This is a genomic window from Flavobacterium sp. CS20 (assembly GCF_018080005.1).
Classification (GTDB): domain Bacteria; phylum Bacteroidota; class Bacteroidia; order Flavobacteriales; family Flavobacteriaceae; genus Psychroflexus.
This window is the reverse complement of record NZ_CP073015.1, coordinates 1,846,691-1,870,953: the sequence shown is the minus strand read 5'-3', so window position 1 is coordinate 1,870,953 and position 24,263 is coordinate 1,846,691. Positions and strand designations below refer to the sequence as shown.

24 protein-coding genes and 2 pseudogenes are annotated in these 24,263 nt (G+C 31.6%); 6 read left to right on the top strand and 20 right to left on the bottom strand.

Annotated features, from left to right (window positions below; genetic code table 11):
* Window positions 1-31: 31 nt before the first annotated feature.
* The 12 genes and pseudogenes from IGB25_RS08885 to IGB25_RS08845 all read right to left on the bottom strand — a co-directional run bounded on the left by IGB25_RS08885 (window position 32) and on the right by IGB25_RS08845 (window position 8,770).
* Window positions 32-388: pseudogene (locus IGB25_RS08885) on the bottom strand (hypothetical protein).
* A gap of 208 nt (window positions 389-596) precedes the next feature.
* Window positions 597-3,038 (bottom strand): DUF5686 and carboxypeptidase-like regulatory domain-containing protein, encoded by a 2,442-nt coding sequence (locus IGB25_RS08880; RefSeq protein WP_211064698.1) that lies wholly within the window; start codon window positions 3,036-3,038, stop codon window positions 597-599.
* 6 nt (window positions 3,039-3,044) lie between these two features.
* Window positions 3,045-3,218 (bottom strand): hypothetical protein, encoded by a 174-nt coding sequence (locus IGB25_RS15625; RefSeq protein WP_371815992.1) that lies wholly within the window; start codon window positions 3,216-3,218, stop codon window positions 3,045-3,047.
* Window positions 3,219-3,230: 12 nt separating this feature from the next.
* Window positions 3,231-3,290 (bottom strand): annotated as a pseudogene (locus tag IGB25_RS15620) (hypothetical protein); the annotation flags it as partial.
* Window positions 3,268-3,438 carry a cation:proton antiporter gene (locus IGB25_RS15615; RefSeq protein WP_371815887.1) on the bottom strand — a complete coding sequence of 57 codons (171 nt, stop codon included), beginning with the start codon at window positions 3,436-3,438 and terminating at the stop codon, window positions 3,268-3,270. The pseudogene IGB25_RS15620 and the gene IGB25_RS15615, both read right to left, overlap by 23 nt.
* On the bottom strand, window positions 3,431-3,706 hold the full coding sequence (locus IGB25_RS08870) for a cation:proton antiporter (protein WP_211064697.1): 276 nt from the start codon (window positions 3,704-3,706) through the stop codon (window positions 3,431-3,433). Before IGB25_RS08870 ends, IGB25_RS15615 begins: the two co-directional genes overlap by 8 nt.
* Window positions 3,703-4,179, bottom strand: coding sequence for a Na+/H+ antiporter subunit E (locus IGB25_RS08865; RefSeq protein WP_211064696.1), 477 nt, complete (start codon window positions 4,177-4,179; stop codon window positions 3,703-3,705). The genes IGB25_RS08870 and IGB25_RS08865 overlap by 4 nt, the downstream gene beginning before the upstream one ends.
* A 3-nt stretch (window positions 4,180-4,182) precedes the next feature.
* Window positions 4,183-5,691, bottom strand: a complete 1,509-nt coding sequence (locus IGB25_RS08860; RefSeq protein WP_211064695.1) for a proton-conducting transporter membrane subunit — start codon at window positions 5,689-5,691, stop codon at window positions 4,183-4,185.
* Window positions 5,688-6,041 (bottom strand): Na+/H+ antiporter subunit C, encoded by a 354-nt coding sequence (locus tag IGB25_RS08855; RefSeq protein ID WP_211064694.1) that lies wholly within the window; start codon window positions 6,039-6,041, stop codon window positions 5,688-5,690. The genes IGB25_RS08860 and IGB25_RS08855 overlap by 4 nt, the downstream gene beginning before the upstream one ends.
* A 3-nt stretch (window positions 6,042-6,044) precedes the next feature.
* Complete coding sequence (locus tag IGB25_RS08850) at window positions 6,045-6,458, bottom strand: Na+/H+ antiporter subunit B (RefSeq protein ID WP_211064693.1); 414 nt, start codon at window positions 6,456-6,458, stop codon at window positions 6,045-6,047.
* Between the two features lie 6 nt (window positions 6,459-6,464).
* On the bottom strand, window positions 6,465-6,893 hold the full coding sequence (gene mbhE / locus IGB25_RS15610; RefSeq protein WP_371815886.1) for a hydrogen gas-evolving membrane-bound hydrogenase subunit E: 429 nt from the start codon (window positions 6,891-6,893) through the stop codon (window positions 6,465-6,467).
* The gene (locus tag IGB25_RS08845) at window positions 6,827-8,770 is read right to left on the bottom strand and encodes a proton-conducting transporter membrane subunit (protein ID WP_371815885.1); all 1,944 of its coding nucleotides are present in this window, start codon (window positions 8,768-8,770) and stop codon (window positions 6,827-6,829) included. Before IGB25_RS08845 ends, mbhE begins: the two co-directional genes overlap by 67 nt.
* A 149-nt stretch (window positions 8,771-8,919) precedes the next feature.
* Here IGB25_RS08845 and IGB25_RS08840 point away from each other — a divergent pair, with 149 nt between their 5' ends.
* Window positions 8,920-9,882, top strand: a complete 963-nt coding sequence (locus IGB25_RS08840; RefSeq protein WP_211064692.1) for a DUF4837 family protein — start codon at window positions 8,920-8,922, stop codon at window positions 9,880-9,882.
* Window position 9,883: 1 nt separating this feature from the next.
* Here IGB25_RS08840 and IGB25_RS08835 read toward each other — a convergent pair whose 3' ends face one another.
* The 3 genes from IGB25_RS08835 to IGB25_RS08825 form a co-directional block, all read right to left on the bottom strand.
* Window positions 9,884-10,573, bottom strand: a complete 690-nt coding sequence (locus tag IGB25_RS08835; protein WP_211064691.1) for a CpsD/CapB family tyrosine-protein kinase — start codon at window positions 10,571-10,573, stop codon at window positions 9,884-9,886.
* 170 nt (window positions 10,574-10,743) lie between these two features.
* Window positions 10,744-12,255 carry a Wzz/FepE/Etk N-terminal domain-containing protein gene (locus IGB25_RS08830; protein ID WP_211064690.1) on the bottom strand — a complete coding sequence of 504 codons (1,512 nt, stop codon included), beginning with the start codon at window positions 12,253-12,255 and terminating at the stop codon, window positions 10,744-10,746.
* A gap of 22 nt (window positions 12,256-12,277) precedes the next feature.
* Entirely contained in the window at window positions 12,278-13,045 is a 768-nt protein-coding gene (locus IGB25_RS08825; RefSeq protein ID WP_211064689.1) for a polysaccharide biosynthesis/export family protein, read from the bottom strand.
* Window positions 13,046-13,548: 503 nt separating this feature from the next.
* Here IGB25_RS08825 and IGB25_RS14920 point away from each other — a divergent pair.
* From IGB25_RS14920 to IGB25_RS08805, 5 genes are all read left to right on the top strand, one after another.
* Window positions 13,549-14,061, top strand: a complete 513-nt coding sequence (locus IGB25_RS14920) for a nucleoside-diphosphate sugar epimerase/dehydratase (protein ID WP_247653466.1) — start codon at window positions 13,549-13,551, stop codon at window positions 14,059-14,061.
* A 4-nt stretch (window positions 14,062-14,065) separates the two neighbouring features.
* Entirely contained in the window at window positions 14,066-15,052 is a 987-nt protein-coding gene (locus IGB25_RS14915; RefSeq protein WP_247653465.1) for a UDP-N-acetylglucosamine 4,6-dehydratase family protein, read from the top strand.
* 128 nt (window positions 15,053-15,180) lie between these two features.
* Complete coding sequence (locus IGB25_RS08815; RefSeq protein WP_211064688.1) at window positions 15,181-16,644, top strand: cellulose synthase family protein; 1,464 nt, start codon at window positions 15,181-15,183, stop codon at window positions 16,642-16,644.
* A 21-nt stretch (window positions 16,645-16,665) separates the two neighbouring features.
* The gene (mptB, locus tag IGB25_RS08810; RefSeq protein ID WP_211064687.1) at window positions 16,666-18,048 is read left to right on the top strand and encodes a polyprenol phosphomannose-dependent alpha 1,6 mannosyltransferase MptB; all 1,383 of its coding nucleotides are present in this window, start codon (window positions 16,666-16,668) and stop codon (window positions 18,046-18,048) included.
* A 113-nt stretch (window positions 18,049-18,161) separates the two neighbouring features.
* A complete protein-coding gene (locus tag IGB25_RS08805) occupies window positions 18,162-19,547 on the top strand; it encodes a dipeptidase (protein ID WP_211064686.1) in 1,386 nt (461 codons plus the stop codon).
* Between the two features lie 252 nt (window positions 19,548-19,799).
* Here IGB25_RS08805 and IGB25_RS08800 read toward each other — a convergent pair whose 3' ends face one another.
* The 5 genes from IGB25_RS08800 to IGB25_RS15605 form a co-directional block, all read right to left on the bottom strand.
* A complete protein-coding gene (locus IGB25_RS08800) occupies window positions 19,800-20,840 on the bottom strand; it encodes a Fic family protein (protein ID WP_211064685.1) in 1,041 nt (346 codons plus the stop codon).
* A 173-nt stretch (window positions 20,841-21,013) separates the two neighbouring features.
* A complete protein-coding gene (locus tag IGB25_RS08795; protein ID WP_211064684.1) occupies window positions 21,014-21,526 on the bottom strand; it encodes a heavy metal-associated domain-containing protein in 513 nt (170 codons plus the stop codon).
* Window positions 21,526-22,272, bottom strand: coding sequence for a permease (locus IGB25_RS08790; RefSeq protein ID WP_211064683.1), 747 nt, complete (start codon window positions 22,270-22,272; stop codon window positions 21,526-21,528). The genes IGB25_RS08795 and IGB25_RS08790 overlap by 1 nt, the downstream gene beginning before the upstream one ends.
* A gap of 506 nt (window positions 22,273-22,778) precedes the next feature.
* Window positions 22,779-23,531, bottom strand: a complete 753-nt coding sequence (locus tag IGB25_RS08785) for a hypothetical protein (RefSeq protein WP_211064682.1) — start codon at window positions 23,529-23,531, stop codon at window positions 22,779-22,781.
* A gap of 383 nt (window positions 23,532-23,914) precedes the next feature.
* A complete protein-coding gene (locus IGB25_RS15605) occupies window positions 23,915-24,262 on the bottom strand; it encodes a hypothetical protein (protein ID WP_371815884.1) in 348 nt (115 codons plus the stop codon).
* Window position 24,263 lies beyond the last annotated feature (1 nt).

Here is a 24,263-nt window from a genome sequence, read left to right as displayed (position 1 = left end):
ATTGCAAATTTACAATTATAATTGTTCAAGCTTAGTCGATATAATTTTTTTCTACAAAATATTGCACAATAGCTTCTTTCATCAAAATGCTTTGTTCGCCAGCTTTGAGTGGTGGCAGTTGTTCTAAAACTTTATAATGTGGTCAACCGTCTTCATCGACAAAGTCAAACTCGTAATAGCCATAAGGTTCTAATAACCTACAAATGGCGATATGCATCAAATTGATTTTGTCGTCTTTTTTGTATTTGGTGTGTACATCTCCTTTTTCTTGAACACCGATTAAATATATAATAGCATCCAAATCCAATTCGTCACCTTCTACAAATTGGGTTGATAATTTTTTTGTCAACTCTTCCCATTGTGATTTCAGTTTCTCGTCTCTTGCCATTTTATAGATTTAATAAGGTTTATTTAAAGAACTAATAAAATTAGTAGTGATTTCTGCTTTTATATTGAAACTATACAAACAAATTCTAATCTGTTCTTTACTTTTTTAGAACTGTTGAGAGTAATACCGAATATTATTTAAAATGTTGCATAAATGTTTTTTAAAATAACATTCTGTATAATAGTAGAGCATAATACTGTTTCAATATTTAGTTTAATGTGAAAGTTATGTTCATTTTAAATACAAAGTTATCACTTGCTTTGTCAAAACTATAATGCCCATAGCGATAAAAACCGCCAGCACCTATTCCGAGATAAAAAGTATCAAAATAGTTAAGTTTTATCAATTTGGTAACTTCTAAACCAGATTCTATAAAAATTTTATCTTTAGTTTTAAAATTCCAAATATGAGATTGTGGATTATCTATATTGCCCCAGCTCATATTGTGATGAATAACCAAGCCAGGGTTAAATGTTTTGGTTTTAAACAGTAAACTTCCTAAATCGTGAGTCAGAAATAAATTCACATAACGGTCAGAAAGAAACTCATAAGGTAGCATAGTTTGAAAGGTATCAGGCATCACAATTGGGATGTCGTTGTCATTACTCCCTTCATTTGTAAACAAAAGCCCTAAGGGAATATTGCTATCTATGTAACCTGCTTGAATGTGGTAGTGAGTTTGACCTAAGTTTCGTATAAAAAAACTTTGAGAAAGGCTTACTTCTATTTTTTGATAATTAAAATCACCGTTTAAAAATGAATCAAAGCCATTTGTGTATCTCATGTTGACAACAGGATAATTTGTGCCTAGACTTATGCGTTTTTGAGGCGTTTCTACAAGTCGTTCACGAAATGCATACCTTAAATTGAGAATGGCTTCTGAATTTCTAAAGTTGGTGATGTTGTTTGAATTGTTTACAAATGTATAATCGTATTTTGGTCTTATCCATTCATTTCTTAAAGCTATATGCCAGGTTAAATATTTAAAATCTCTCCTGCCAAATTCAAGTTGATAATGTTCTACCATATCCATAGTAAAAGCTATAATGTCTCTTAAATCTTCAGCACTAGAGAAATTTTGATTGTTAAGAGTTGACCTACCAATTTCTCTTAAATCATTGTTGTAATTGAATTGCAAAAACATATCTTTTGATTTGTCAATATTATAGCGTGCTTTTCCACCAAATTTCCATTCATTATCTTTAAATCCATAGGCGGTATAACCACCAAGTATAAAGTTTTTAAAGAGTTTTTTATTGGTTTCTAAGCCTGCACCAAGTCTAAAGCCTTCATATCGGTTATAACCAAAAAATCTATTATAGGGAATATTAAATTTTCCCCAAGGAATATAGCCATCTACCAAAGCCGTGGCAACATCTAATATTTTATCTGATTTTAAGCGTTCTCCAATGCTATCAATAACTTTGTAAGTGGTTTTATCAATTTGGCTTAGGCTATCAATTCTATATTGATTCCAAAATTCTTCATTTCGACTTGGAGCATTTTCCTCATATTTTAATTGAACTTCATCGAAGTCTTTTGGGCTTAAACTATCTAAAAATTTAATATCTTTTATATAAGTTTTGCTATTAATAAAAACACCTTGTTGGGTTGTAAATTCAAAGTTAAGTTGCTCAGGAAACCAAGTTTTATCTTCTACATGTTTATATTTTTGTTGAATTTTTAAATGAGTAATCAGCTTATCATAAGGTTCTGTAACAACATTTTGAATGGCATAACCGTCGGAATTGATATACATAAAACCTTTCAAACCATCTATGTTTGCACCAGGTTTTGGTTGAAATGAAATATTAAAAATGGTGTCATTATCTCTCAATATTTTATCTTTTAATGTATAATCATAGTGTTTTAAACTTCCTTTAGCAATAGGATTTAAGAAATGTAAATCCATTAGATTGATGTTGTCTTGGTAAAAGCCAAAGGGTTGCAATTCTGTGGCTAACACAGTAAAATAAGGGTTTTTGAAACCAGAAACTCTTGTAGCAACTACGGTTTCTTCACTTAAATCTGGTGGTAGAAATTTACGTTTTGTTACAGATTCAAACAGCATAATATTAAAATTACCTTCTCTAATCAATGTTTTTTCAAATCCGTTTAATGTGTCATTTTCGGGATCTAATTCGCCTTTTTTAATTTGGTTTAAAAAGACTTGCCTTAATGAGTCTGATTTTTTTTGTCTTCCTTCTACATCAACTATGCTCTTGTTGTAAGAGGTATAACTGAAGCCACCTTTTTTTAAGGGGTTATTAAGTTCCTTGTTGGTCATAACTTGCCTTATAATGCGTAAGGCTGGGTTTTCTGTATTTGTAATAACCACTTCATCTAAATTTTCTAAAGTAGGTTTTAAGGCAATGACTATATCTTGAAAGGCATCAGGTTTTAGTTTTAAAGTTTCATAACCTAAATAGGATATTTCAATGCTTTTTATCGGTTTGTCACTTTTATAAAAAAACTTACCATCAATATCTGTAATAACGCCACGCGTCTTGCTATTATTGAAAGTAAGGTTGGCAAATGCTAAACTCTCTTTGGTTTCAGCATCTACAACTTTTCCATTAATTTGATATTGACCTTGTAGGTTGGGGGCTGAAAATAAAACAAACATGAATGTTATAAATGATTGTTTCATTAAGGTTTATTTATGTGGTGTGTCTTTTTCTTCAGACAATTTTTGATCTTCACTACTCAATTTGTGGGTTTTTTTATTGTATTGATCTTTCAAATCGTCAATATGTGTTTGATCGCAAAGTTTGTTTCCAGTAAAATATCCAGTTCTGCCAAGCAAATGACCACCAATGGGTGCAGTCAAAAAGATAAAAATTATAATAGCTAAAACACGTGTAGATATAGCTATATCATTAAAAAAAATAGTCAGCTGCACCAATGAGCAATCCCACGCCAAGAGTTGCCGCTTTGGTGTTTACCGATATTCTTAAAAACGTATCAGGCATTCTGATGAGCCCTATTGCTGCAAGAAGGGCAAAAAGTGTTCCTAAACTTGAAAAAATAATAATTAACCACTCACTCATTTTTGTCTCTTTTTTCTAAATAATATGTAAAAGCCACTGTACTCAAAAAGGAAATTAAAGCTAAAATTAAGGCAATGTCTAAAAAATTAGGTTGATTGTTGATGATGCTGTAAACAGAAATGATTCCAATACCAATTGTTACGGTAAGGTCTAAAGCTATAATCCTATCGACAATACTTGGTCCTTTGAGGAAACGAATAAAAACCAGCACTATGGACACTGATAGTATTGGTAAAATAATATAATATAAAAAATCGTTTAAACTCATCGCGTTATTAATAAAATTCGTCTTTCAAATCCATTTTTGATATGATGTATAAATTCATCTTTATCCTTAACATACATAGAATGTACGTATAAAACTTTTCTGTCATCAGAGACATCTAAGCTCAAAGTTCCTGGTGTCAGTGTGATAAGGTTAGCCAAGAATGAAATCTCAAGATTGGTTTCAACATCTAAGGGGATTTTGATAATTCCTGGGGTTACGTAAAGATGTGGTGTCATCACTTCGTAAGCCACTTCAAGGTTAGCCAAAACCAATTCATAAACAAAATAAAAGAAAAATGCTATAATGCGAGGCAATATTTTGACATATTTAGTTTCGCCTACACTTGAGCCGATTAACCAAATTATCAAAAACCCAATAACAAATCCAAACGAAAAATTATAGGTGTTATAAGTTCCAGTCAAAAAGACCCAAATCAGCATCAATAATATGTTGGATAAAAATTGTGATCTCATAACTTAAGGTTTTAAAACCGCATCGATATAATTTTGTGAGTTATATAAATCTTCTGCTATTCTTTCAGATAAAGCCTGTATATGTTCTGCACCAAAGCCAATATACAAAGAAAATATAGCTAAAATAACAATAGGCATTACAAATTGCCATTTCTGTATAGGATACAATTTATCAAAAAAGATAAATCGTTTACTGGCTTTAAACTCGGGTTGATTTTTCCAAAAGGCTTCAGCCCAAATTTTTGCTACAACCAAAAGGGTGATAAGGCTTCCTAAAATTAATGCTCCCAAATACCAATAATTTCCAGTGTTGTAGCTACTTAAAAACAAAGAAATTTTTAGCCAAAACCCAGATAATGGTGGAACTCCAACTAAAGAAAACAACACGATAATCATCAATAAACTTAGTTTGGGGTAACTTTTATACAAACCGCCAATCTTTTTCATATTTGTGGTAGCTTTAAGACGATATATTAGTCCACCTATCATAAATAAATTGGTTTTTACTATAATGTCGTGAATGAGATAAAAAATTACACCCGTTAAAGCCATGACATTAAAAATGCCTAATCCACCAATCATAAAACCGATATGGCAAATGATAAGAAATGAAAACACTTTTCTGATATTATTTTGGATAATAGCACCAAATGCACCACTTAAAATGGTCAATACAGCAAGTACCATCAAAAGGTTCATCAAAAAAGGATCGTGTGGAAAAATCAACGTCATCATCCGTATCAAAGCATAAACCCCAACTTTAGTCAAAAGTCCAGCAAAAATAGCAGACACAGCAGATGGTGGCGTATGATAAGATGCTGGCAACCAAAAGTTAAGCGGGAAAACTGCAGATTTTATAGCAAAAGCTGTTAAAAATAAAATAGCACAGACATCTACTATAATTTGATTATTTACGCTTTGTATTTTTACAGCAATATCGGCCATATTTAAAGTGCCTACAAGTCCATATATCACGCCTAGACCTGTTAAAAAGATAAGCGACCCAAAAAAGTTGAGTGTAAAATATTTTACGGCACCTTCTAATTGATTTTTTTCGCCACCAATACTGATTAAAACAAATGAGCTGATAATGATAATTTCAAACCACACATAAAGGTTAAACAGATCACCTGTTAAAAATGCACCATTTAAACCGAGAAGCAAAAAGTGATAAACACTGAAAAAACCAAATCTCAATCTGGCATTGATGATAGAAACTGTTGAAAAAATAGAAACCGTTAAACCTGCAATAGCTGTAAGCAAAATTAATGTTGCAGACAGCATATCGCCAACAAAAACGATACCATAAGGGGCATCCCAATTTCCAGCATTAACCACGTGAGTGCCGTTTTGCCATGTAAAAACAAATACTGCTATAGCCACACCAAAAGCTATAAAATTTCCAATGATAGTTACTATTTTTTGAACTTTCACTTTGCTCCAAAAAAACATCAGCACGATGCTAAAAAACAAATGAACTAATAGTGGATATGTTATGATGTTTTCGCTCATGAATCTTCGTCTAAGGTGTTTAGCATGTCAAGGTCATCGGTTTTTAAAACTTTATAGGCTCGTTTAACCAAAATAATCGCAAAAGCCTGTAAGCCAAAACTGATCACAATTGAAGTTAATATTAAAGCTTGTGGAATAGGGTCTGCATATAAATCGGCAAAATGTTTTAATTCTGGTGCAATTATAGGTGGTTTCCCTTTGGTAATTCTACCCAAAAGAAATATCAATAAATTTACGCCATTGCCAAAAAGTATGACACCAATGATGAGTTTGACAATACTTCGTCTCAAAATCATATAAGTGCCAGCGGCGTAAAGCACTCCAGTCATTATGGCTAATAGTATTTCCATAGGTTAAGCATTTTCAGATATGGTGAATATAATCGTAAGCGAGACACCTACAACAACAAAATATACGCCTGTGTCAAAAAATAGAGCAGAGCCTATTTTACCGATGACAGGAATATGTCCAGAAGCCCAAAGACCAGTCATTATAGGTAAATCCTGAAAAATAACTGGCGAAGTCGCACTTAAAAAGGAAATCAATAAGCCTAAAGGCATCAGAAATCCTGGGTGGATTCTTATTATTTTACGCGTGTTTTTAAGTCCATTTGCAAAAGCATCTAAAACAAACGCAATGGCGACAATTAAACCACCAACAAAACCACCACCAGGTAAATAATGCCCGCGAAGTAAAATGAAAACCGAAAACAATAATAATACGGGTAAAAGTATATCTGAAGCTGTTTTAAGTATAAGTGTTTTCATATTATTCTATTTTTTGTCACGACTTTTTAATCTTAATTTTGTTAATCCAAAAACACCAATAGCCGCTACAATTAGAACGGTGATTTCTATCAAAGTATCACTGCCTCTAAAATCAACTAATATAACATTTACAACGTTTTTTCCTTTAGCTAAAACATAAGAATTCTCAGCATAAAAATTACTGATTTCTGAATTTTTAGGCTCACTGATTACTTTTAAAATCAAAAACGTAATCATCCCTCCAAAAATGGCGGATAAGATACCATGCTCAACACGCAAATAATTTTTTGAAAATTTAAGATACTTAGGAAGTTTATACAACACCAAAACAAATAAAATAACTGTTAAGGTATCTACTGAAAATTGTGTCATCGCCAAATCTGGTGCACTGTAAAACAAGTAGAGCAGACAAAAAGAAAACCCCGTAATTCCCATAGCAGAACAGCGGCTAATCTTGATGGTGTAAAGACTATGAATAGAGTTGATAACAACATGATTATGATGATAACAATTTCATAAACCGTTAAATCAGCAAGCGAGTTATAGTCTATTCTTAAAACAGGGTCTTTCAGTAAAAGAAACCCGACCAATACAATTATAAAAGTTACATAAGTTGCCACATAATGTCTTAAATATCCATTTTGAAACAACATCGTCCAATATTTTGAAATGATTTTAAAAATAGTAACCACATAATCAGATATTGATTTTGGCGATAAGAACTCAAATTTTTCAGATAAAGCCTTGAGTTTATACGAAGGTTTTAATATCAAGAAAAGTATAAAACCCAATGCAATAGTTAGTGTTGATAGCCAAAATATTGTGTTAAACCCGTGCCATAATTTAAGATGCAAACCACTTTCGCCACGACTTAAAATTTCAGCTCCAGGCATAATCAAACTGTCGCCAAGTAAAAACGGAGCAAAGCCAAAAATCAAGCCGAGAACAACCATAAGCATTGGCGGTAGCCATAAGCGAATACTTGGCATGTGAAGATGTGGAAGCGTGTTTGGTTTTTGCCCTAAAAAGGGTTTGACCCCAACTAAAAATCCACCGTAAAATAGCAATATGTTTGTCACAATAGCAATGATAGTAAGCAACCAAGCATTGTTTTTAAAATGTAAAGTAGATTCATAAATCAAATCTTTTCCTACAAATCCAAGCGTAGGAATTACGCCTCCACTGATCAAAGCGGCAATAAATCCAGCAACGGCAATTGGCATTAAGCCGTGTTTTAAGCCCGAAAGTTTTGTGATATCTCTTGTGCCAGTTTCGTGGTCTATTATTCCTGTAATTAAAAACAAAGAAGCTTTATACAAAGCGTGAACCACAATAAATACCATAGCGGCAACTAAAGCTTCGTAACTTCCTAAACCTGTCAAAAAGGTCAGAATTCCTAAAGCACAAATGGTTGAATAGGCTAATATGGCTTTTAAATCTGTTCTAAACAACATTTGTATAGCGGAATATAACATAGTTATAGCACCAACAGTAATCAATGTTGTATTCCACAGAGAAGTTTCTCCTAAAATAGGGCTGAACCTTAATATAAGATAAATACCAGCTTTTACCATTGTTGCCGAGTGAAGATAGGTAGAAACTGGCGTAGGTGCTTGCATGGCTCCTGGTAACCAAAAATGAAAAGGAAACTGAGCCGATTTAGTAAAAGTCGCAAGAAAAATTAAAATCACAATGAATGCATAGTCGCTACTCATGGCAATTTCATTACTCATAGAGAGCATTTCTGAAATGGTATAAGTTGAGGTAACTTGACCCAAAATAACAGCAACTGCCAACAAAAATAAACCACCAACACCAGTGATGCCTAAGGCTAATAAAGCAGATTTTCTACAACTTTTGCTTTCGTTGCTAAAACCAATGAGAAAAAACGAGCTAATGCTGGTTAATTCCCAAAAAATAAACATAGTAATTAGATTGTCAGAAAGCACCAATCCCAACATTGCAGACATAAAAATACCGAGATAGGCATAAAATCGGTCTAAATACTGATGACCTTTTAAATACGATGACGTGTACCAAAACACCAAAGTCCCTATGCCAGAAATCATCAATACAAATAGTAATGATAAGCCATCAAGCATAAAACTCAAATCAACCTTGAAAGCTGGAATCCAGTTGTATGATATTTTTATGACTTGACCCTCAGAGATATCATCTATAAATCGACTAAAATAAATGAATGTCGATAGCGGAATAAGTGTTGTAAGCCAAGCCCATCGACCTTTTATAAATTTATTTATAAAAATCATTGCTATTGATAGCAAAAAGCCAAGACAGACTATTAAAAGCATAAGGTAATCTTTGATTACAAATATATAAGTATTTTTAAAAGAAAATAAGACTTAAACAAATACTCTTTTTTAAAAACATTCAAAAATATATTAGTTTTGATAAGCTTTGGAACGATTTTAGATTATAAATTTGTTAAAAAATAACAATCATGAAACGACTTCTTTTTTTAATGGTTTTATCATTAATGGCTTGCGACAACGGTAAAGGCGTTTATATAGCTGACTCATCGGGTAATCTTAATTTGGTCAACATTGTTTCAGAAAATCAATTATGGGATGGTCAACTTGGTGAAGAAATCAGAAATGTGATGGCAAAAGATGCTGAAGGATTGCCACAAAAGGAGCCTTTGTATAAGCTTAGACACATTCCTACAAATGCATTTACTGGCTTTGCAAAGAAAAATAGAACTTTTTTGAAATTTGAATTAGCAAAGCAAAATAATATCACTTTTGTAAAAGATAGCTTTGCAAGACCACAACTCGGTGTCTTTATTAAGGGTAAAAATAAAAATGAACTTGTAGATATTTTTAAGAACAATCAAGAAAAAATTTTAAATTCTATAAATAAAACTGAGATAGAGGAGAAATGGAGACGGATAAACAAATCTTTAGATAAAGACACTGAGATACAAAAGAGTTTAGGTGTTTCTATAAAATTTCCTACGGCTTATAGATATGCTAAAGAAAGTAATGACGATTTTGTATGGCTAAGAAAAGAGATAGATAGAGGAAGTATGGAAATTTTTATTTATCAAATTCCTATTTCAAGGATTGAAAACGACAATTCTGTTATTTCTAATATTGTTAAAATAAGAGATTCAATAGGCAAAGCCAATGTTCCTGGACCAAGACCAGACACCTATATGATTACTGAAGAAGCTTATATGCCTTATCTCTATGAAACCAAAATAGATGGAAAATTTGCTTACGAAACACGTGGCACTTGGGTTGTGAAAGGTGCTTTTATGGGCGGTCCATTTCTCAATTATGCTATTAGAGATGAAGCAAATGATAGATTTGTTGTAATAGAAGGGATTGTATATAAACCAACAGCAGAAAAAAGAAACAATATTTTTGAGATTGAAGCTATAGCAAAGTCTCTAAAGTTTTAATCTAAAACTGATACCATTTTTTCTTGGAATTAGTATTTTCTGAATATCCATAACCATAGCCATAATTGTAGTCATAGCTTTTGTCATCCCTAATACCATTAATAACCAATGATAAATTTTTCAGTTTTTTCATCTTTTTCAATTCTTTAATATGATTAAGAATTTTAAGCTCAGTGTAACCTGTTCTTACTAAATATATAGTAATATCAGCTATATGAGATATGGTTTGAGTATCGGTAACAAGTAATGTTGGAGCAGTATCAATAACAATATAATCATATTCTGTTTCAACATTGTGAATCAAATCTTGAAATCGTCCATTGCTTAGCAATTCAGCTGGGTTTGGAGGTATTTCTCCAGAAAGTATAGTGTCAAAATTTATTTTATTATCAGTATTTAAAATAATCTCTTTATGATCTAAATCTGGGTTGACTAAATAGTTTGTTAATCCTAGGGTATTTTTATCAATTTTGAGATAGTTATGGAGTTGAGGATTTCTTAAATCACATCCTATAAGCAAGATTTTTTTGTTATTATTAGCTAAAATAGAAGCTGTGTTTATGGCAGTAAATGTTTTGCCTTCTCCTTTTGTGCTTGAAGTTGTAAAAATTACTGCAGCTGTATTTTTAGGCTTTTGACCTTGTAATAAATAGTTGATGTTGGTTCTTAAAATACGGAAAGCTTCTGCCACATCTGACTTATCTGAAAGTGTTATTATTTTTTCTTTATATTTTTTGTTAAGAGGTATTTCGCCTATTATTGGAAGTTTGAGTTGATTTTCAACTTGAGATTTATTTGAAATCCTGGTGTCTAATAAAAACTTAAGGTAAAGAAAGCCTATAGGAACAGAAAGACCAATGATTATACTAGATAAATTATTTTAGATTTTGGACTTATAGGGATTAAGTCGGAATGTGCATAATCTACTACTTTTGCTGTAGGTGCAGTGATTGTCGCAGATAGAGCGACTTCTTCTTTTTTTTGTAGCAGAAAAATATAGAGTCGTTCTTTTACAATTTGTTGCCTTTCTATGGAACGAATCATTTTTTCGTTTTCAGGTATAGCACCAATGGTGTTACTGAATTTTTGCTCTCTGTTTGAGATATTTTTTATGCTAATTTCTAAACTTTTTACATAATTATCTAATGATGTATTGATGTTTTTAAACAACGAATCTAACTCTTCAGATAACACAATCAATAAAGGGCTTTGTGATGTTGATGAGGTGAGTAGCTTATTTCTCTCTTGAATTAACTCATTGTATTTATTGATTAGAGCATTGGTATTGTCGTTTTCTAAGCCAACATTAGCTGGTAATAATGTGTATTTAGATTTAGAGTTTATATCGTTTTTTATATACTTGGCAATTTCAATTTGATTTTGAAGCTTAGCATTATTCTGGTCTGCGACTGAAAATGATTGAAAAACGAATTCGGCACCAGAATCTAAGTCAGCAATATTATTGTCTGATTTGTAATCAACAAGATTTGTCTCAACCGTATCAAGCTCATTGACTAAAACTTTCAATCTTTCGGTAATAAATTCTTCTGTCCTCAATGCAATATCTTTGTCATCATTGATGCCATCGTTATTAAATTTTTGTATCAAATCATCAAGAATAGCTTCGTTTTTTAAAGTGTTTTGTCCAGATATTTTTATTTCTAAAACTTCACTTCTTTCTCCAACAGGTTCAACTTTTATCTGTTGCAACAGCTGACTTATAATGTTTTGTTTTTTTATGTAAGTGAAATAAATTTTGTTTTCACCTTCTTTTTCATCTTTTTTATAGGTAGGGTTTTTGTGAAGTGCAAAATTGTAGCCGTCAATATTTATTTCTTCTCCATAGTTAAAGTTTTTATTGTAAGACTTATCCAACATGCTTATATTAAAAGATTGTTCGTCCAAACTTTTAAACACAAAAACATCAATTGGGTTTTCACGCAGGTTGAGTGTTTCAGAATTGAGCCAATTGACTTTAAATGGTATTTGATCACCAAAGATTTCTTCATCTTTAAACTTTTGACTGATATAACAATAGGTGGTAAGATTAAGATTATCTATTACCTTTTCTGTAATACGTCTTGATTTTAGGATTTGAATTTCATTTTCAAGATTTATTTTGCTCATGTCAAAAAGTGGCGAACTGCCTACTAATCCCGATAAGTCTAAACCGCTGTCTTTTTTCTTAAGAATTTTTATCTTAGCATTGGTTTGGTATATTTTAGATGAATATTTAACATAAATCACACAAATACTTATGGACAATATCAGGCAGAGTACAATCCACCTCCAATACCTTAAGTATTTGATTACTTCTTTTTTCAGGCTTTCGTTATCAAAACTTGAATCTGATATATTGTTTTCATTATTCATTAAATGGTTAGTTTTGTTGAATTTAACGAGTTATTATAACTATAGCCGACAAAACTATAGACGCCACTGATGTCAAGACACCTACATTTCCAATAAAACCAGCTGTTTTTACTTGTGGATTATTAGGCTCTACATAAATAACGTCGTTTTGTTTTATAAAGTAAAAGGGCGAATTCATCCAGTCTGATTTTGTTAAATCAATTCTTTTGGTAATTCTTTTGTCAGCTTCGCTCCGAATAATCATGATATTATCTCTTCTCCCTCTAATATTAAGATCGCCAGCCATATTCAGGGCTTGGAGTAATGTGAAATTTGGTTCTGAAATTTCATAGGTTCCAGGCTTATTAACTTCGCCACTGACTGTAAATTTAAAATTAATTATTCTTATTGAAACAAATGGGTCTTTGAGATAATTAGAAAGTTTGTTTTTTAGGAGTTTTTCTGCTTCTCTAGTAGTAAGACCATCAACCTTCACTTTATCTATTACAGGCAAATATATGTAGCCATTTTCATCTACTAAATATCCTTTTATTTTTAATAAATGCAGTTGCTGACTACCAGTACTTTGGTTGGCGTTGGCGTTTTTTAAAAAAGGGATTAAACTTTCTTGGTTAAGCGTTTTTAAATCTATATTCAGGATATCGCCAACTTGGATATAAATTTTTGGCTTAATTTGAGATATGTTTTGCAACTCGGTTTTGTCAATATCTTGATAGTATATAATATCCTTTTTGTTAGCACAACTGATTAGTAATATGCTACAAATAAAACTAGCAATAATTTTTTTCATAGTGGCAAAGATAATTTTTTTGTCTATAATTGGATATTTTTTTTTAACTTTGTTCAATAACCAATCTTTCTTAGCTTTACATTTTGATATTAGTCCTCAAACTTAAAAAGTTAATATTTTCAAAAGTAAAAAAACTATCTAGGTATCATCTCCCAAGAAGTTTTATTTTATTTATTGATGTATCTCTCTGTTTAATTGCTTTATTTTTTGCATTCATCCTCATAGACTCTACAGTCGGGCATACTTATTTAGAAAAATACTATATTTTTCGTTTTGTATTAATATTTTTTATTCAGTTTTTCTCTATCCTGATTTTTAAATCATATCTAGGAATTGTTAGATATACCACTTTAAAAGATGCTTTTAAACAAATACAATCTATACTATTTACAGTCGTTTCAATTTTTGCTCTAAATTTTATTTGTGATAGGATTGGTCAAAACAGGATATTTCCTAACTCTGGGGCAATTATATATGGGTTTATAGCCTTTAGTTTTTTGTTTTTGTATAGGATAACCGTCAAACAAATATTTCAAGCCATACACAAAAACAGTACTAATAAATATGTTTATATATTAGGTGTAAATTTAACAGATGTTGCTATTGCTGAAAGTATCAATAGTGATTCGCAAACAGAATATAAATTAGCAGGATTTATTTCTGATAGTAAAAAACTTAAAAAGAAAAGAATTTTAGACCTTCCAATTTTAAATATCAATGAAATTGAAGCATCTAATAATAGAAACACAATTGTTATTAATAGTGAAAAATTAAAATGGCTATCCCAAAACAATTCTGAAATCTTAAGCACGCTACTCAATAAAAACTTTAGTATATACAAACTACCTGAGATAGAAAACTGGGATGAAGCCTCGATTTTATCAAATATTAAAAAAGTAAAATTAGAAGACTTACTTCAACGCAATCCTATAAAACTCAACAAGACAAAACTTCATAAAATATACAATAATAAAACAATTCTAGTTACAGGAGCAAAGAGGCTCAATAGGAAGTGATATTGTGAAACAACTGACAGGCTTTAATCCAAAAAAAATTATTTTGTTAGATCAAGCCGAAACGCCTTTACACTTTATAGGATTATGTATGGACAAAGACTATCCCAATATAGCTTATGAAAAAATTATAGCTGATGTTACCAATCTTAAAAGACTAGAATATATTTTTGAAACATTTTTGCCAGATATTGTTTTTCACGGTGCCGCATACAAACACGTTCCTATGATGGAATGCAATCCGATTGAAGCTTTAGATGTTAACTTTAGAGGAACTAAAAACTTGGTCAATTTATCTCACAAATTCAAAGTTGATAGGTTTGTGTTTGTCTCTACGGATAAAGCTGTAAACCCTACAAATATTATGGGAGCTTCTAAACGATGTGCAGAAATTTACGTTCAATCTATTTCGAGAAAAGCTTCTAACCAAACCACTTTTATAATGACCCGTTTTGGTAATGTTTTGGGTTCTAATGGCTCGGTAATTCCTCATTTTAAAAGACAAATAGAGCATAATGGTCCAGTAACCGTAACTCATCCAGAGATTACAAGATATTTTATGACCATTGATGAAGCCTGTCAACTGGTATTAGAAGCTGGGGGAATGGGCAAAGGTGGAGAAATATTTGTTTTTGATATGGGAAAACCTGTAAAAATTCTTGACCTTGCCCATAACATGATAAGATTATCAGGATTTATACCTAATATTGATATTCCAATAGAATTTACAGGCTTAAGACCAGGTGAAAAACTCTATGAAGAACTTTTGGCTGACAAAGAAAATACCCAACCTACACATCACCAAAAAATTATGATTGCCAAAGCAACTTATGATTTTGACAATAGTAAAATTAAACTTCTCGACGACTTAGATGAGTTTATTAAAAACAACAATCAAAACAAAAGTCTTAAAGCTTTAAAAATGTTGGTGCCAGAATTTCAAAGCAAAACTTTGTTAGAGCAACTTAAAGAAAGTGCTGAAGAAATTTCCTGAAAATAAATTGTAATCTTAACCATCTATTATACGACTTAGCTTATGTTTTAACAATGTATAGCTTACAATTTTTATTAAAGTCATACCTTTGCAAACTTAATTTAATCAAGTTTTAAAGACTTTTGAATATGAACTATTTTGTTATAGGTCTTTATGCGTTTTGTCTCTTTGTGATATTTATATATAGTTTGGCTCAACTCAATCTATTGATAAATTATCTTAAAGCTAAAAAGAACATTTCTACCGCTCCAAAATTTGATTTTAGAAATCAAGATGAAATTCCATTTGTAACTGTCCAGTTGCCACTATACAATGAACTTTATGTCGTTGATAGACTGCTTGATAATATTTCAAAATTAGATTACCCAAAACACAAGCTTGAAATTCAAGTTTTAGATGATTCTACAGATCAATCTGTTGAAACAACAGCTCAAAAAGTAAAAGCACTACAAAAACAAGGTTTGCTTATCCATCACATAAAAAGAGAAAAGAGAGAAGGCTTTAAAGCTGGGGCATTAAAAGAAGGGCTTAAAATAGCTAAAGGTCAATATATTGCGGTATTCGACTCTGATTTTATGCCTAAAAAAGACTGGTCGCTAAAAACTTTACCTTATTTTAAAGATGAAAAGATTGGTGTGGTTCAAACCCGCTGGAGCCACATCAATAGAAACTATTCTCTTTTGACTAAAATTCAAGCTTTTGCACTTGATTTTCACTTTATTTTAGAACAAGTAGGACGAAATTTTGGACAACATTTTATCAACTTTAATGGAACAGCTGGCGTGTGGAGAAAAGAATGTATTATTGATGCTGGCAATTGGCAAGGCGATACCCTGACAGAAGATTTAGATTTAAGTTACAGAGCCCAATTAAAAAATTGGAAATTTAAATACTTAGAAGAAGTAGAAACACCTGCAGAATTACCTATAATTATGAGTGCAAGAAGGTCTCAACAATTTAGGTGGAACAAAGGTGCAGCTGAAAATTTTAAAAAATTTAAATGGAGATTACTCAAAGAAAAATCCATTTCAAAGCATACTAAATTCCATGGTATTTTGCATTTATTGAATTCAAGTATGTTTATCATTGTGCTTTTAACGGCTTTGTTAAGTGTTCCTGTTTTGTATATCAAAAAAAATCAACCAGAGTTGTATTGGGTTTTTCATATCTTGGCATTTTTTGCAGTAAGTACAGTCATATTTTTTTCTTGCTACTGGCAATCCTTTACCAGAATACACGGTGGTGGAATTAAAAATTTTTTTAAATTCTTCTATATGTTTATTGTGTTTTTTTCAATAGCTATGGGTTTTTCTCTACACAATACACTTGCTGTTTTAGAGGGTCATTTTGGAAAAAAATCTTCATTTATACGCACTCCAAAATTTAATATTAATAAAGTTAAAAACTCTTGGAAAAACAATATTTACATTAATAGGGAGCCACCATATAGCGTTTTTATTGAGTTTATTCTATGTGTATATTTTGGTTTTGCCATTTTTAGTGCTTTTTATACGCAAGATTTTGGACTTATTATATTTCATTTAATGCTTTTCTTTGGTTTTGGTTTTGTGTCATTAAAATCATTAGCTTAAAACTTTTTAAAAAACAAGCTGATGCAATTTAAATTGAGTAATTCAACTTTTATTTATAAACATAATGTTTTGATATACGCATTATTGGGTTGTTTTGCTTATGGCTATATTTCATATTTTTTGGTAAGATCAGAGTTTTATCAGCTTGTTGTTTTAGTTGCACTTTTGTTTTTTATTAGCTATATTTTAATCGCAAAAAGTCAATTAAAATTTGAGCAACTTTTTTTTCTATCAATTATTTATAGACTCATATTTTTGTTTTCTATACCCAATTTATCTCAGGATTTTTTTAGATTTTTTTGGGACGGTCAATTAACTCTACAAGGCATCAATCCTTATGTAGAAAATGTGCTTTATTATTTTTCAACAAATCGTATAGAACACATAAATCAAGCTGATATTCTTCGCCAAGGTATGGGCGAGTTAAATGCTGGTCACTTTTCTAATTATCCGCCTTTAAGTCAATATATCTATGCCGTTTGTGCTTGGTTTGCTAAAAGTTCAATATTAGGATTTATAATTTCAATCCGGTTAGTTTTAATCAGCTTTGACCTACTATTTATAAAATATGCAAGCAAATTGTTGCAAAGATTTAAACTCGATCCTAGAAAATTATTTTGGTATATATTAAATCCTTTGTGCATTATAGAAATCACAGGAAATTTACACTTAGAAGGGGTTATGATTTCCTTTTTTTTGATAGCTTTCTATTATTTTTTGAAACACAAAACTATTTTAAGTGCTTTGTTTTTAAGCTTATCCATTTCTACAAAATTGCTTAGTCTTGTGTTTTTACCTATCCTATTAAAGTATTATTCTAAAAAATTTAAACCCTTAAAAGCCATTAAAAAAATAGTTTATTTTGTTTTTTTTACAATTGTATTTCTCGTCATGCAGTTTGCTTTTTTTTATGAAGACAAATTCTTTAATAACTTTTTAGAGACTATTGGTTTATGGTTTGGTAAGTTTGAATTTAATGCGAGTATTTTTTATTTAGTAAGATGGATAGGCTATCAGTTAGTAGGTTGGAATATTATTCAGACTTATGGTTGGATTATGCCGATTGTGAGTGTTTTAATTTTTGTGTTAATCATTTATAAACAACAATCAAAACCTGCTAAAATGCTTGAAACCTTTATGTGGATGTTGACAGTTTACTTTCTACTTTCAACCACAGTACATCCGTGGTATATTTTGTTTCCACTTGCTCTAAGCGTTTTTACCAAATATTCGTTTGTTTACCTATGGTCTTTTTTGGTCTTTTTGAGTTATTTTGCATACAAAACTACTGAAGTTACCGAATCTATGGGCTTGCTAACACTTCAATATGCTATTCTTGTTGCTTATATGCTATTTGAAATTTCATCAAAACGAAATGCTAATACACCTAAATTAGAAGCTTAAAAAAACTTTAAATTCTGTATCTTTAAGTTTTAAAAAAAATCATTTAACAATCAAGTCAAAGATCCCGAGAAGCATAGCGATTCGGAAAAACCAGAAACTAAAAAACTAAAACAATGAACACCAAAACCTACGTCGAAAAACACCAAAATCGTTTTATCAACGAACTTATAGATTTATTAAAAATTCCGTCTATCAGTGCAGATTCATCTTATAAAACATCTATGCAAGAGGCGGCTCAAATGGTAGCTAACCAATTGGAATCCGCTGGCTGTGATGAGGTGAAGATTTTTCCTACAAATGGTCACGCCGTGGTGTTTGGTCAAAAAATAATCGATGCTCAATTGCCTACGGTTTTGGTTTATAGCCATTACGATGTGCAACCACCAGACCCTTTAGATTTATGGGATTCGCCACCGTTTGAACCTGTGATTAAAAAAACAGACATTCATCCCGATGGTGCTATTTTTGCCCGCGGTGCTTGCGATGACAAGGGTCAAATGTATATGCACGTCAAAGCTTTTGAACTGATGATGGCAGAAAATGCTTTGCCTTGCAACGTCAAATTTATGATAGAAGGCGAAGAAGAAGTCGGTAGCGAACATCTCGAAGATTTTATCAATGAACATAACGCAATGCTGGCCAACGATGTGATTTTGGTTTCTGATACGGGAATGATTAGTAAAAATTATCCATCAATAACAACAGGTTTAAGAGGTTTGAGCTATGTAGAAGTGGAAGTTACAGGACCAAATCGCGACTTGCATTCAGGCTTATACGGTGGTGCTGTGGCTAACCCGATTAATATTTTAACCCAAATGATTGCGTCTCTTCAAGATGAAAACAACCGCATCACGGTTCCTGGATTTTATGACAAAGTTGAAGAATTGAGTCAAGAAGAACGCGAAAAAATGGCTGAAGCGCCATTTGATTTAGAACACTATAAAACATCAATTGGTATTGGCGATGTTCACGGCGAAAAAGGCTATGTTACCAACGAGCGTAATTCCATCAGACCGACTTTAGATGTTAATGGTATTTGGGGTGGTTATATTGGTGAAGGTGCAAAAACGGTTATTCCAAGTAAAGCCTTTGCTAAAATCTCAATGCGACTTGTCCCCAATCAAGACTGGAGAGAAATCACAGAATTATTTCAAAAACATTTTGAGTCTATCGCACCAAAAAGCGTCAATGTAAAAGTGAAACCACATCACGGTGGTCAAGGTTACGTCACCCCAATCGATAGTATAGAATATCAAGCTGCTGATAAGGCGTTTCAAGATACGTTTGGCAAATCGGCTATTCCGTTACGTAGTGGTGGTAGCATCCCAATTGTATCTTTATTTGAAAATGTATTTAATTCTAAAACTATTCTAATGGGTTTTGGTTTAGACAGTGATGCTATTCATTCTCCTAACGAGCATTTTGGCATTTGGAATTTTTTAAAAGGCATTGAAACTATTCCACATTTTTACAAGCATTTTACGGCGTTGAAAGCTTAAAAGTTATCGCCTATTTTAGACCTCACAGGTGTTACCTGTCCGCCTTTGGCGGAAAACCTGTGAGGTCTAAGTTTAGCTTAGGGATAGGAACGGCATCTTTTTTTGGTCTTGCCTTAGCGAAGTTGCTTTTTTAGAGTGTCACCAAAAAGCGGTAATCTCAAAAAGCTTACGGAGACTTGGTAAGCCCCAAAAAAATATAGTGGATAGCCCGACCGTGCTACAGGCGTGGTAAGCCTAATTCAATTTGTTATTTTAAAAGTAAGTTTTAACTGCAAATTCAAATTGTTCAATAAAAATATTTTTGAAATTAGAAATATTATTTTGTTCATAAAATAATAACATTGCTTTTTTATAAGCTATTGATTCTACCGTTCTAAATGATATAGGGCAGTGGTTGTAGTTTAATAAAATGGCATTGCTTACAATTCTTGAGGTTCGTTTGTTACCGTCCATAAACGGCTGAATATAAGAAATGAGAACAAGAGCAAGTAAAGCTTTTTCAAAAACACAATCTTTGTTGTTAATTATTTTACAAGCGACTTTAAGGGCTTCAAGAATCTGAAATTCGTTGTCAAGTGGTCTATAATTAGTTCCTGAAATACCAACACGTCTCTTTCTCAAATTCTTTTCAACTCCAAGATCTTTAGTTAGCACTCTATGTATGTCTTCTATTTTTGATACCGTTATTGGAGTTAAATAGTCCTTGTTTTCGATAATGAAATCGAGTGCTTCTTTATGGTTGAGAAGCATTATAGCTTCTTCTTTTGTTTTTCCTGATGCCGTATGTTTTTCCTTTAAAAGTCGTTCAGTTTCTAATAACGAGTAAGTGTTTCCCTCAATTTGAGAAGATTTCCAACTCAAATCAATGGCAAGTCTTTCTAATTCTTTTTGGTAAGTGGCTGGGTTGAGGTCTTTGATGTTATTTTCGTATTCTTTTTGCAATATTTTGAGCTTGTTTAATTCATTTTCAGTGAATACACTGTTTTTAATCAAAGTTTGATTAACTAACTCAAAGTTAAAGGTTGATTTGATTTGTCTTTCATCAATTTCGTTTTCGTAATATTTATCAATATCAATAGGTTGAATAAGTTCAAATGATGGTGAAAGAAAATATTTTGTTCCTTTACCTTGACCTTTTGAAACTATATATTCTTTAGAAATTAATTTTTTCAAAGTTCGCTTTAATGTAGCGTAACTCACTGAAATAGCTGAGTTCTCAAAAATATCCTTAGAAGAACTTCCTGCATTATTTCTAATGTAATCAATAACTTGTTGATATCTTTGATTTAACATATTGATACTTTAAGCTCACAAATATACTATATTAAGCTCATATTGAGCAGATTTTGATTTGTATTTTTGTTTAAAATGAGCTATAATAAAGTTCTTTTTTTTAAAAAACGTCGTAGTCAAAATGTTATATAACACCAAAAACTCATAGGAGATTTGAAGTTTTTTATATATAACTAAACTTTCCCTGCATATTCATAGCCGATATCTTCAACAATGGCTTTGACTTGATCATCAGAAATGTTGCCTTGAATTTTCACGCGACCAGAAGACAAATCCACATCGACATCTTCAACTTGATCGGCTTCTGAAAGGTGCTTGTTGACATTGGCAACGCAGTGATTACAGGTCATTCCTTTGATATTGTAGGTGTTTTGAGGTGAGTTGGTATTTTTCATGGGTTTTGATTTTTTGGGAATTAATTTTCTGATTTCGGCGTTTAAAATAAGCAAGGTCAAAATCACAGCTGAGCCAAAACTTAACCAATGTGGTAGCAAATGATGGTTTTGACTCACAACTTCTGTGACACTAAAATATTGTAACCAAGAGGTTGGTATAACGTAATCGATAATGATGCCAAAAAACATTGCTCCGCCTATAATACTGGCCAGATAAATGAGTGTCATACGCTTGCCAATGGCGTTCCAAATGACCGTAAATGTGGCGATGTTGGTTGCTGGACCAGCCATTAAAAACACAATAGCAGACCTGGCGAAATGCCTTTCATCAACAAAACGGCGGCAATTGGCACGCTGGCTGTTGCACAGACATAAAGTGGAACGCTAGCTACCAAAACAATAAGCATTGCTATGATGGGTTCTGATAGAATACCTTGTTCAAAAAATTGTTCTGGCACCAACATACTGATGATGCTTGCTAAAACCAAACCGATAATCAGCCAACGTGAAATGTCTTGCAAAAAGGTTCCAAATGCATATTTGAAAATGCGGTCAAACCAATGTTGCTTTGAGGGTTTTGTAACATTTTCTATACTTGATGTTGTTTCTTTAGTATTGACTGTAACTTTATCAAAATTATCGACAAAATATCCGCCAAAAATCCCAGTAATAAAGGCGATTATGGGTCTTACAATAGCGTAAGCCCAACCCATTAAGGCATAGGTTACGAGGATGCTATCTATTCCTGTTTGTGGTGTGGAAATCAAAAATGAAGTTGTTGCACCTTTTGAGGCTCCTTTTTTATACAGCGAAACGCCTGTTGGAATTACGCCACATGAGCATAAAGGCAAAGGCACGCCAAACAATGTCGCTTTTATGGAAGACGTCCAACCACGCTGACCCAATTGACGTTCAAGCCAAGCTTTTGAAAATAAACCATTGAGCAAACCTGCAATTAGAAAGCCTAAAAGCAAATAGGGCGACATTTCTAAGGTTAACTCCCATAAGGTTTGAAAGAAAATTTCTATATATTGCATAAGCACAAAAATACGAAATATGTATTCGATAGTTTACTAATATAATTTTAAAAAATCCTGAGTAAGTCAGATCACCTGAGTTCGATTGACTTAAAATGATTTGGTTTGAATGAAATCTTGATAGTAATTTTGTATTAAAAACTAGCTTTTTGGTTGAGAAAAGCACTCTAATTGACCTTTTCTTTTAATAACGAATGTTATTTTAAATCTCGTATAAATGCTCCTTAACATACCATTCTGCCGTAGGTTGGTATGTCGGTATCGTATTTTTTTTATATTGACGATATTATTCATTCAAATTGGTTTAAAATACTTTTTTGATAATGCTTAATCTATATCGATTAACTTTAGTTTGTTTGAGTTATGGGTTTTTGGCTATAAAAAGTTGGGAATTTTATACCTATCTTTTGAGTTTAGTGCTCAGCTTTGTTGTATTCATCTCCTTTTACTTTAAGTATCTAAAAAAAGTGATTTATATTTGATATTATGGAACGTTTTTAAATTGGTTAAGGTAATATTTTCATACCGATTGTGTTTATCCATAATATATAACCTGTTATTCCGCCGAGCAGTCCACTTAAAATAAAAGTCAGTCTTAATTTTTTAGGAACAATTATAAATACGATGTAAACGGATACTATCAGTCCGAGCAAACCTAAAATTATTGGTATTGTTCCTGACCAAAGATGTAATTCTTTTGAGATATAGTATTCATCTCCACCAAACCAATTTCCATTAGGAGAGATTATTTCTTCGCCAATTGAAGTAACAAGGTTAAATATTTCTCTTAACCAAAAAAGTCCAAGAAAAACAGCAATCCAATCAAGAATTTTAAAACCGTTAAGAAGAATAGATTTTCTACGAAGGATTAAAACGATTAACCCAATAATTCCCGTAAAGATTGTCTGCATAGGACCACCGATGCTTATATAGAGACTACTATTTGATATCTCATTCACATAACGCTTCTGTAATCTCTGACTGTATTTTTTTACTTTTTCTTTAACCTCTTTAGGCAAATCCTCATATTCAGTATTGATATAATTTTCTTTAATGGATTTTAGAGCTTTAAAATCTGGATCATCTAAGTAACCTTTAGGATAATAGTTCATACTCGCATGATGAAGTTTTGTTTCATATCCAAGTATTTTAGCCACAGCAATATGACCATATTCGTGACTTATAGTTCCAATTACTGTAAACAGAATAAATACAGTTGTCAGTATTAAGAGATATTTAATATCTATTTTGATTTTCATTTTAAATCAGACTAAATTCAAAATATATTTCTGATATTCAGTTTATTAAAAAATTATCAATAATTTTCCGTAATATCATTTTTCACTTATTTCTCCTTGGTATTAACTTAATCAATTAATGTGAGTTCTAACAATAAAATTTAATTTAGTCAAAATGATTTTTATCTAAAAACTAATGGATAAGGCTTATATTTTCAGTCCAAACCCTAATTTCGATACTTCCGAAACTTTGGTATTCTCCGTTTTACTTCGAAAAACCACTCAGTTTGACGGCTTTTTATAATTGAAGACTTAAATCGAGTTTATGTTGATTTTTTAATCTAAATGCCTATCATTAAAAGTAAAATTTTTTTGAGGATGAGTTTTATCAAAAAAAATCAATTTTAGTTTTTTAAACTATCTTGTTTCACACGTTGCGTTTCAGTTTTATCTACAGAAGCGTTAGTTTTAGCTTCTTTAGCCTTTAAAATATTTAATTCTTTTTGGGCTTCTTCGGCAACTTTAGGATATTTATCCGTATAGTTTTTAACCACTGATTCTAAAATATAATTGGCTTGAAAAGCATCACCTAAGGCATAATAATTTTTAGCCATAATCACTAAAGCCTTGACGCCAAATTCTCTATAACGCGAATAATTTTTGGCTAATTGATTTTGAATAACTTGATTAGATTGCTCAAAGTCGCCAGATTGATTTAAAAAATAAGCTTTATAATACAAAGCTTCTGCCATA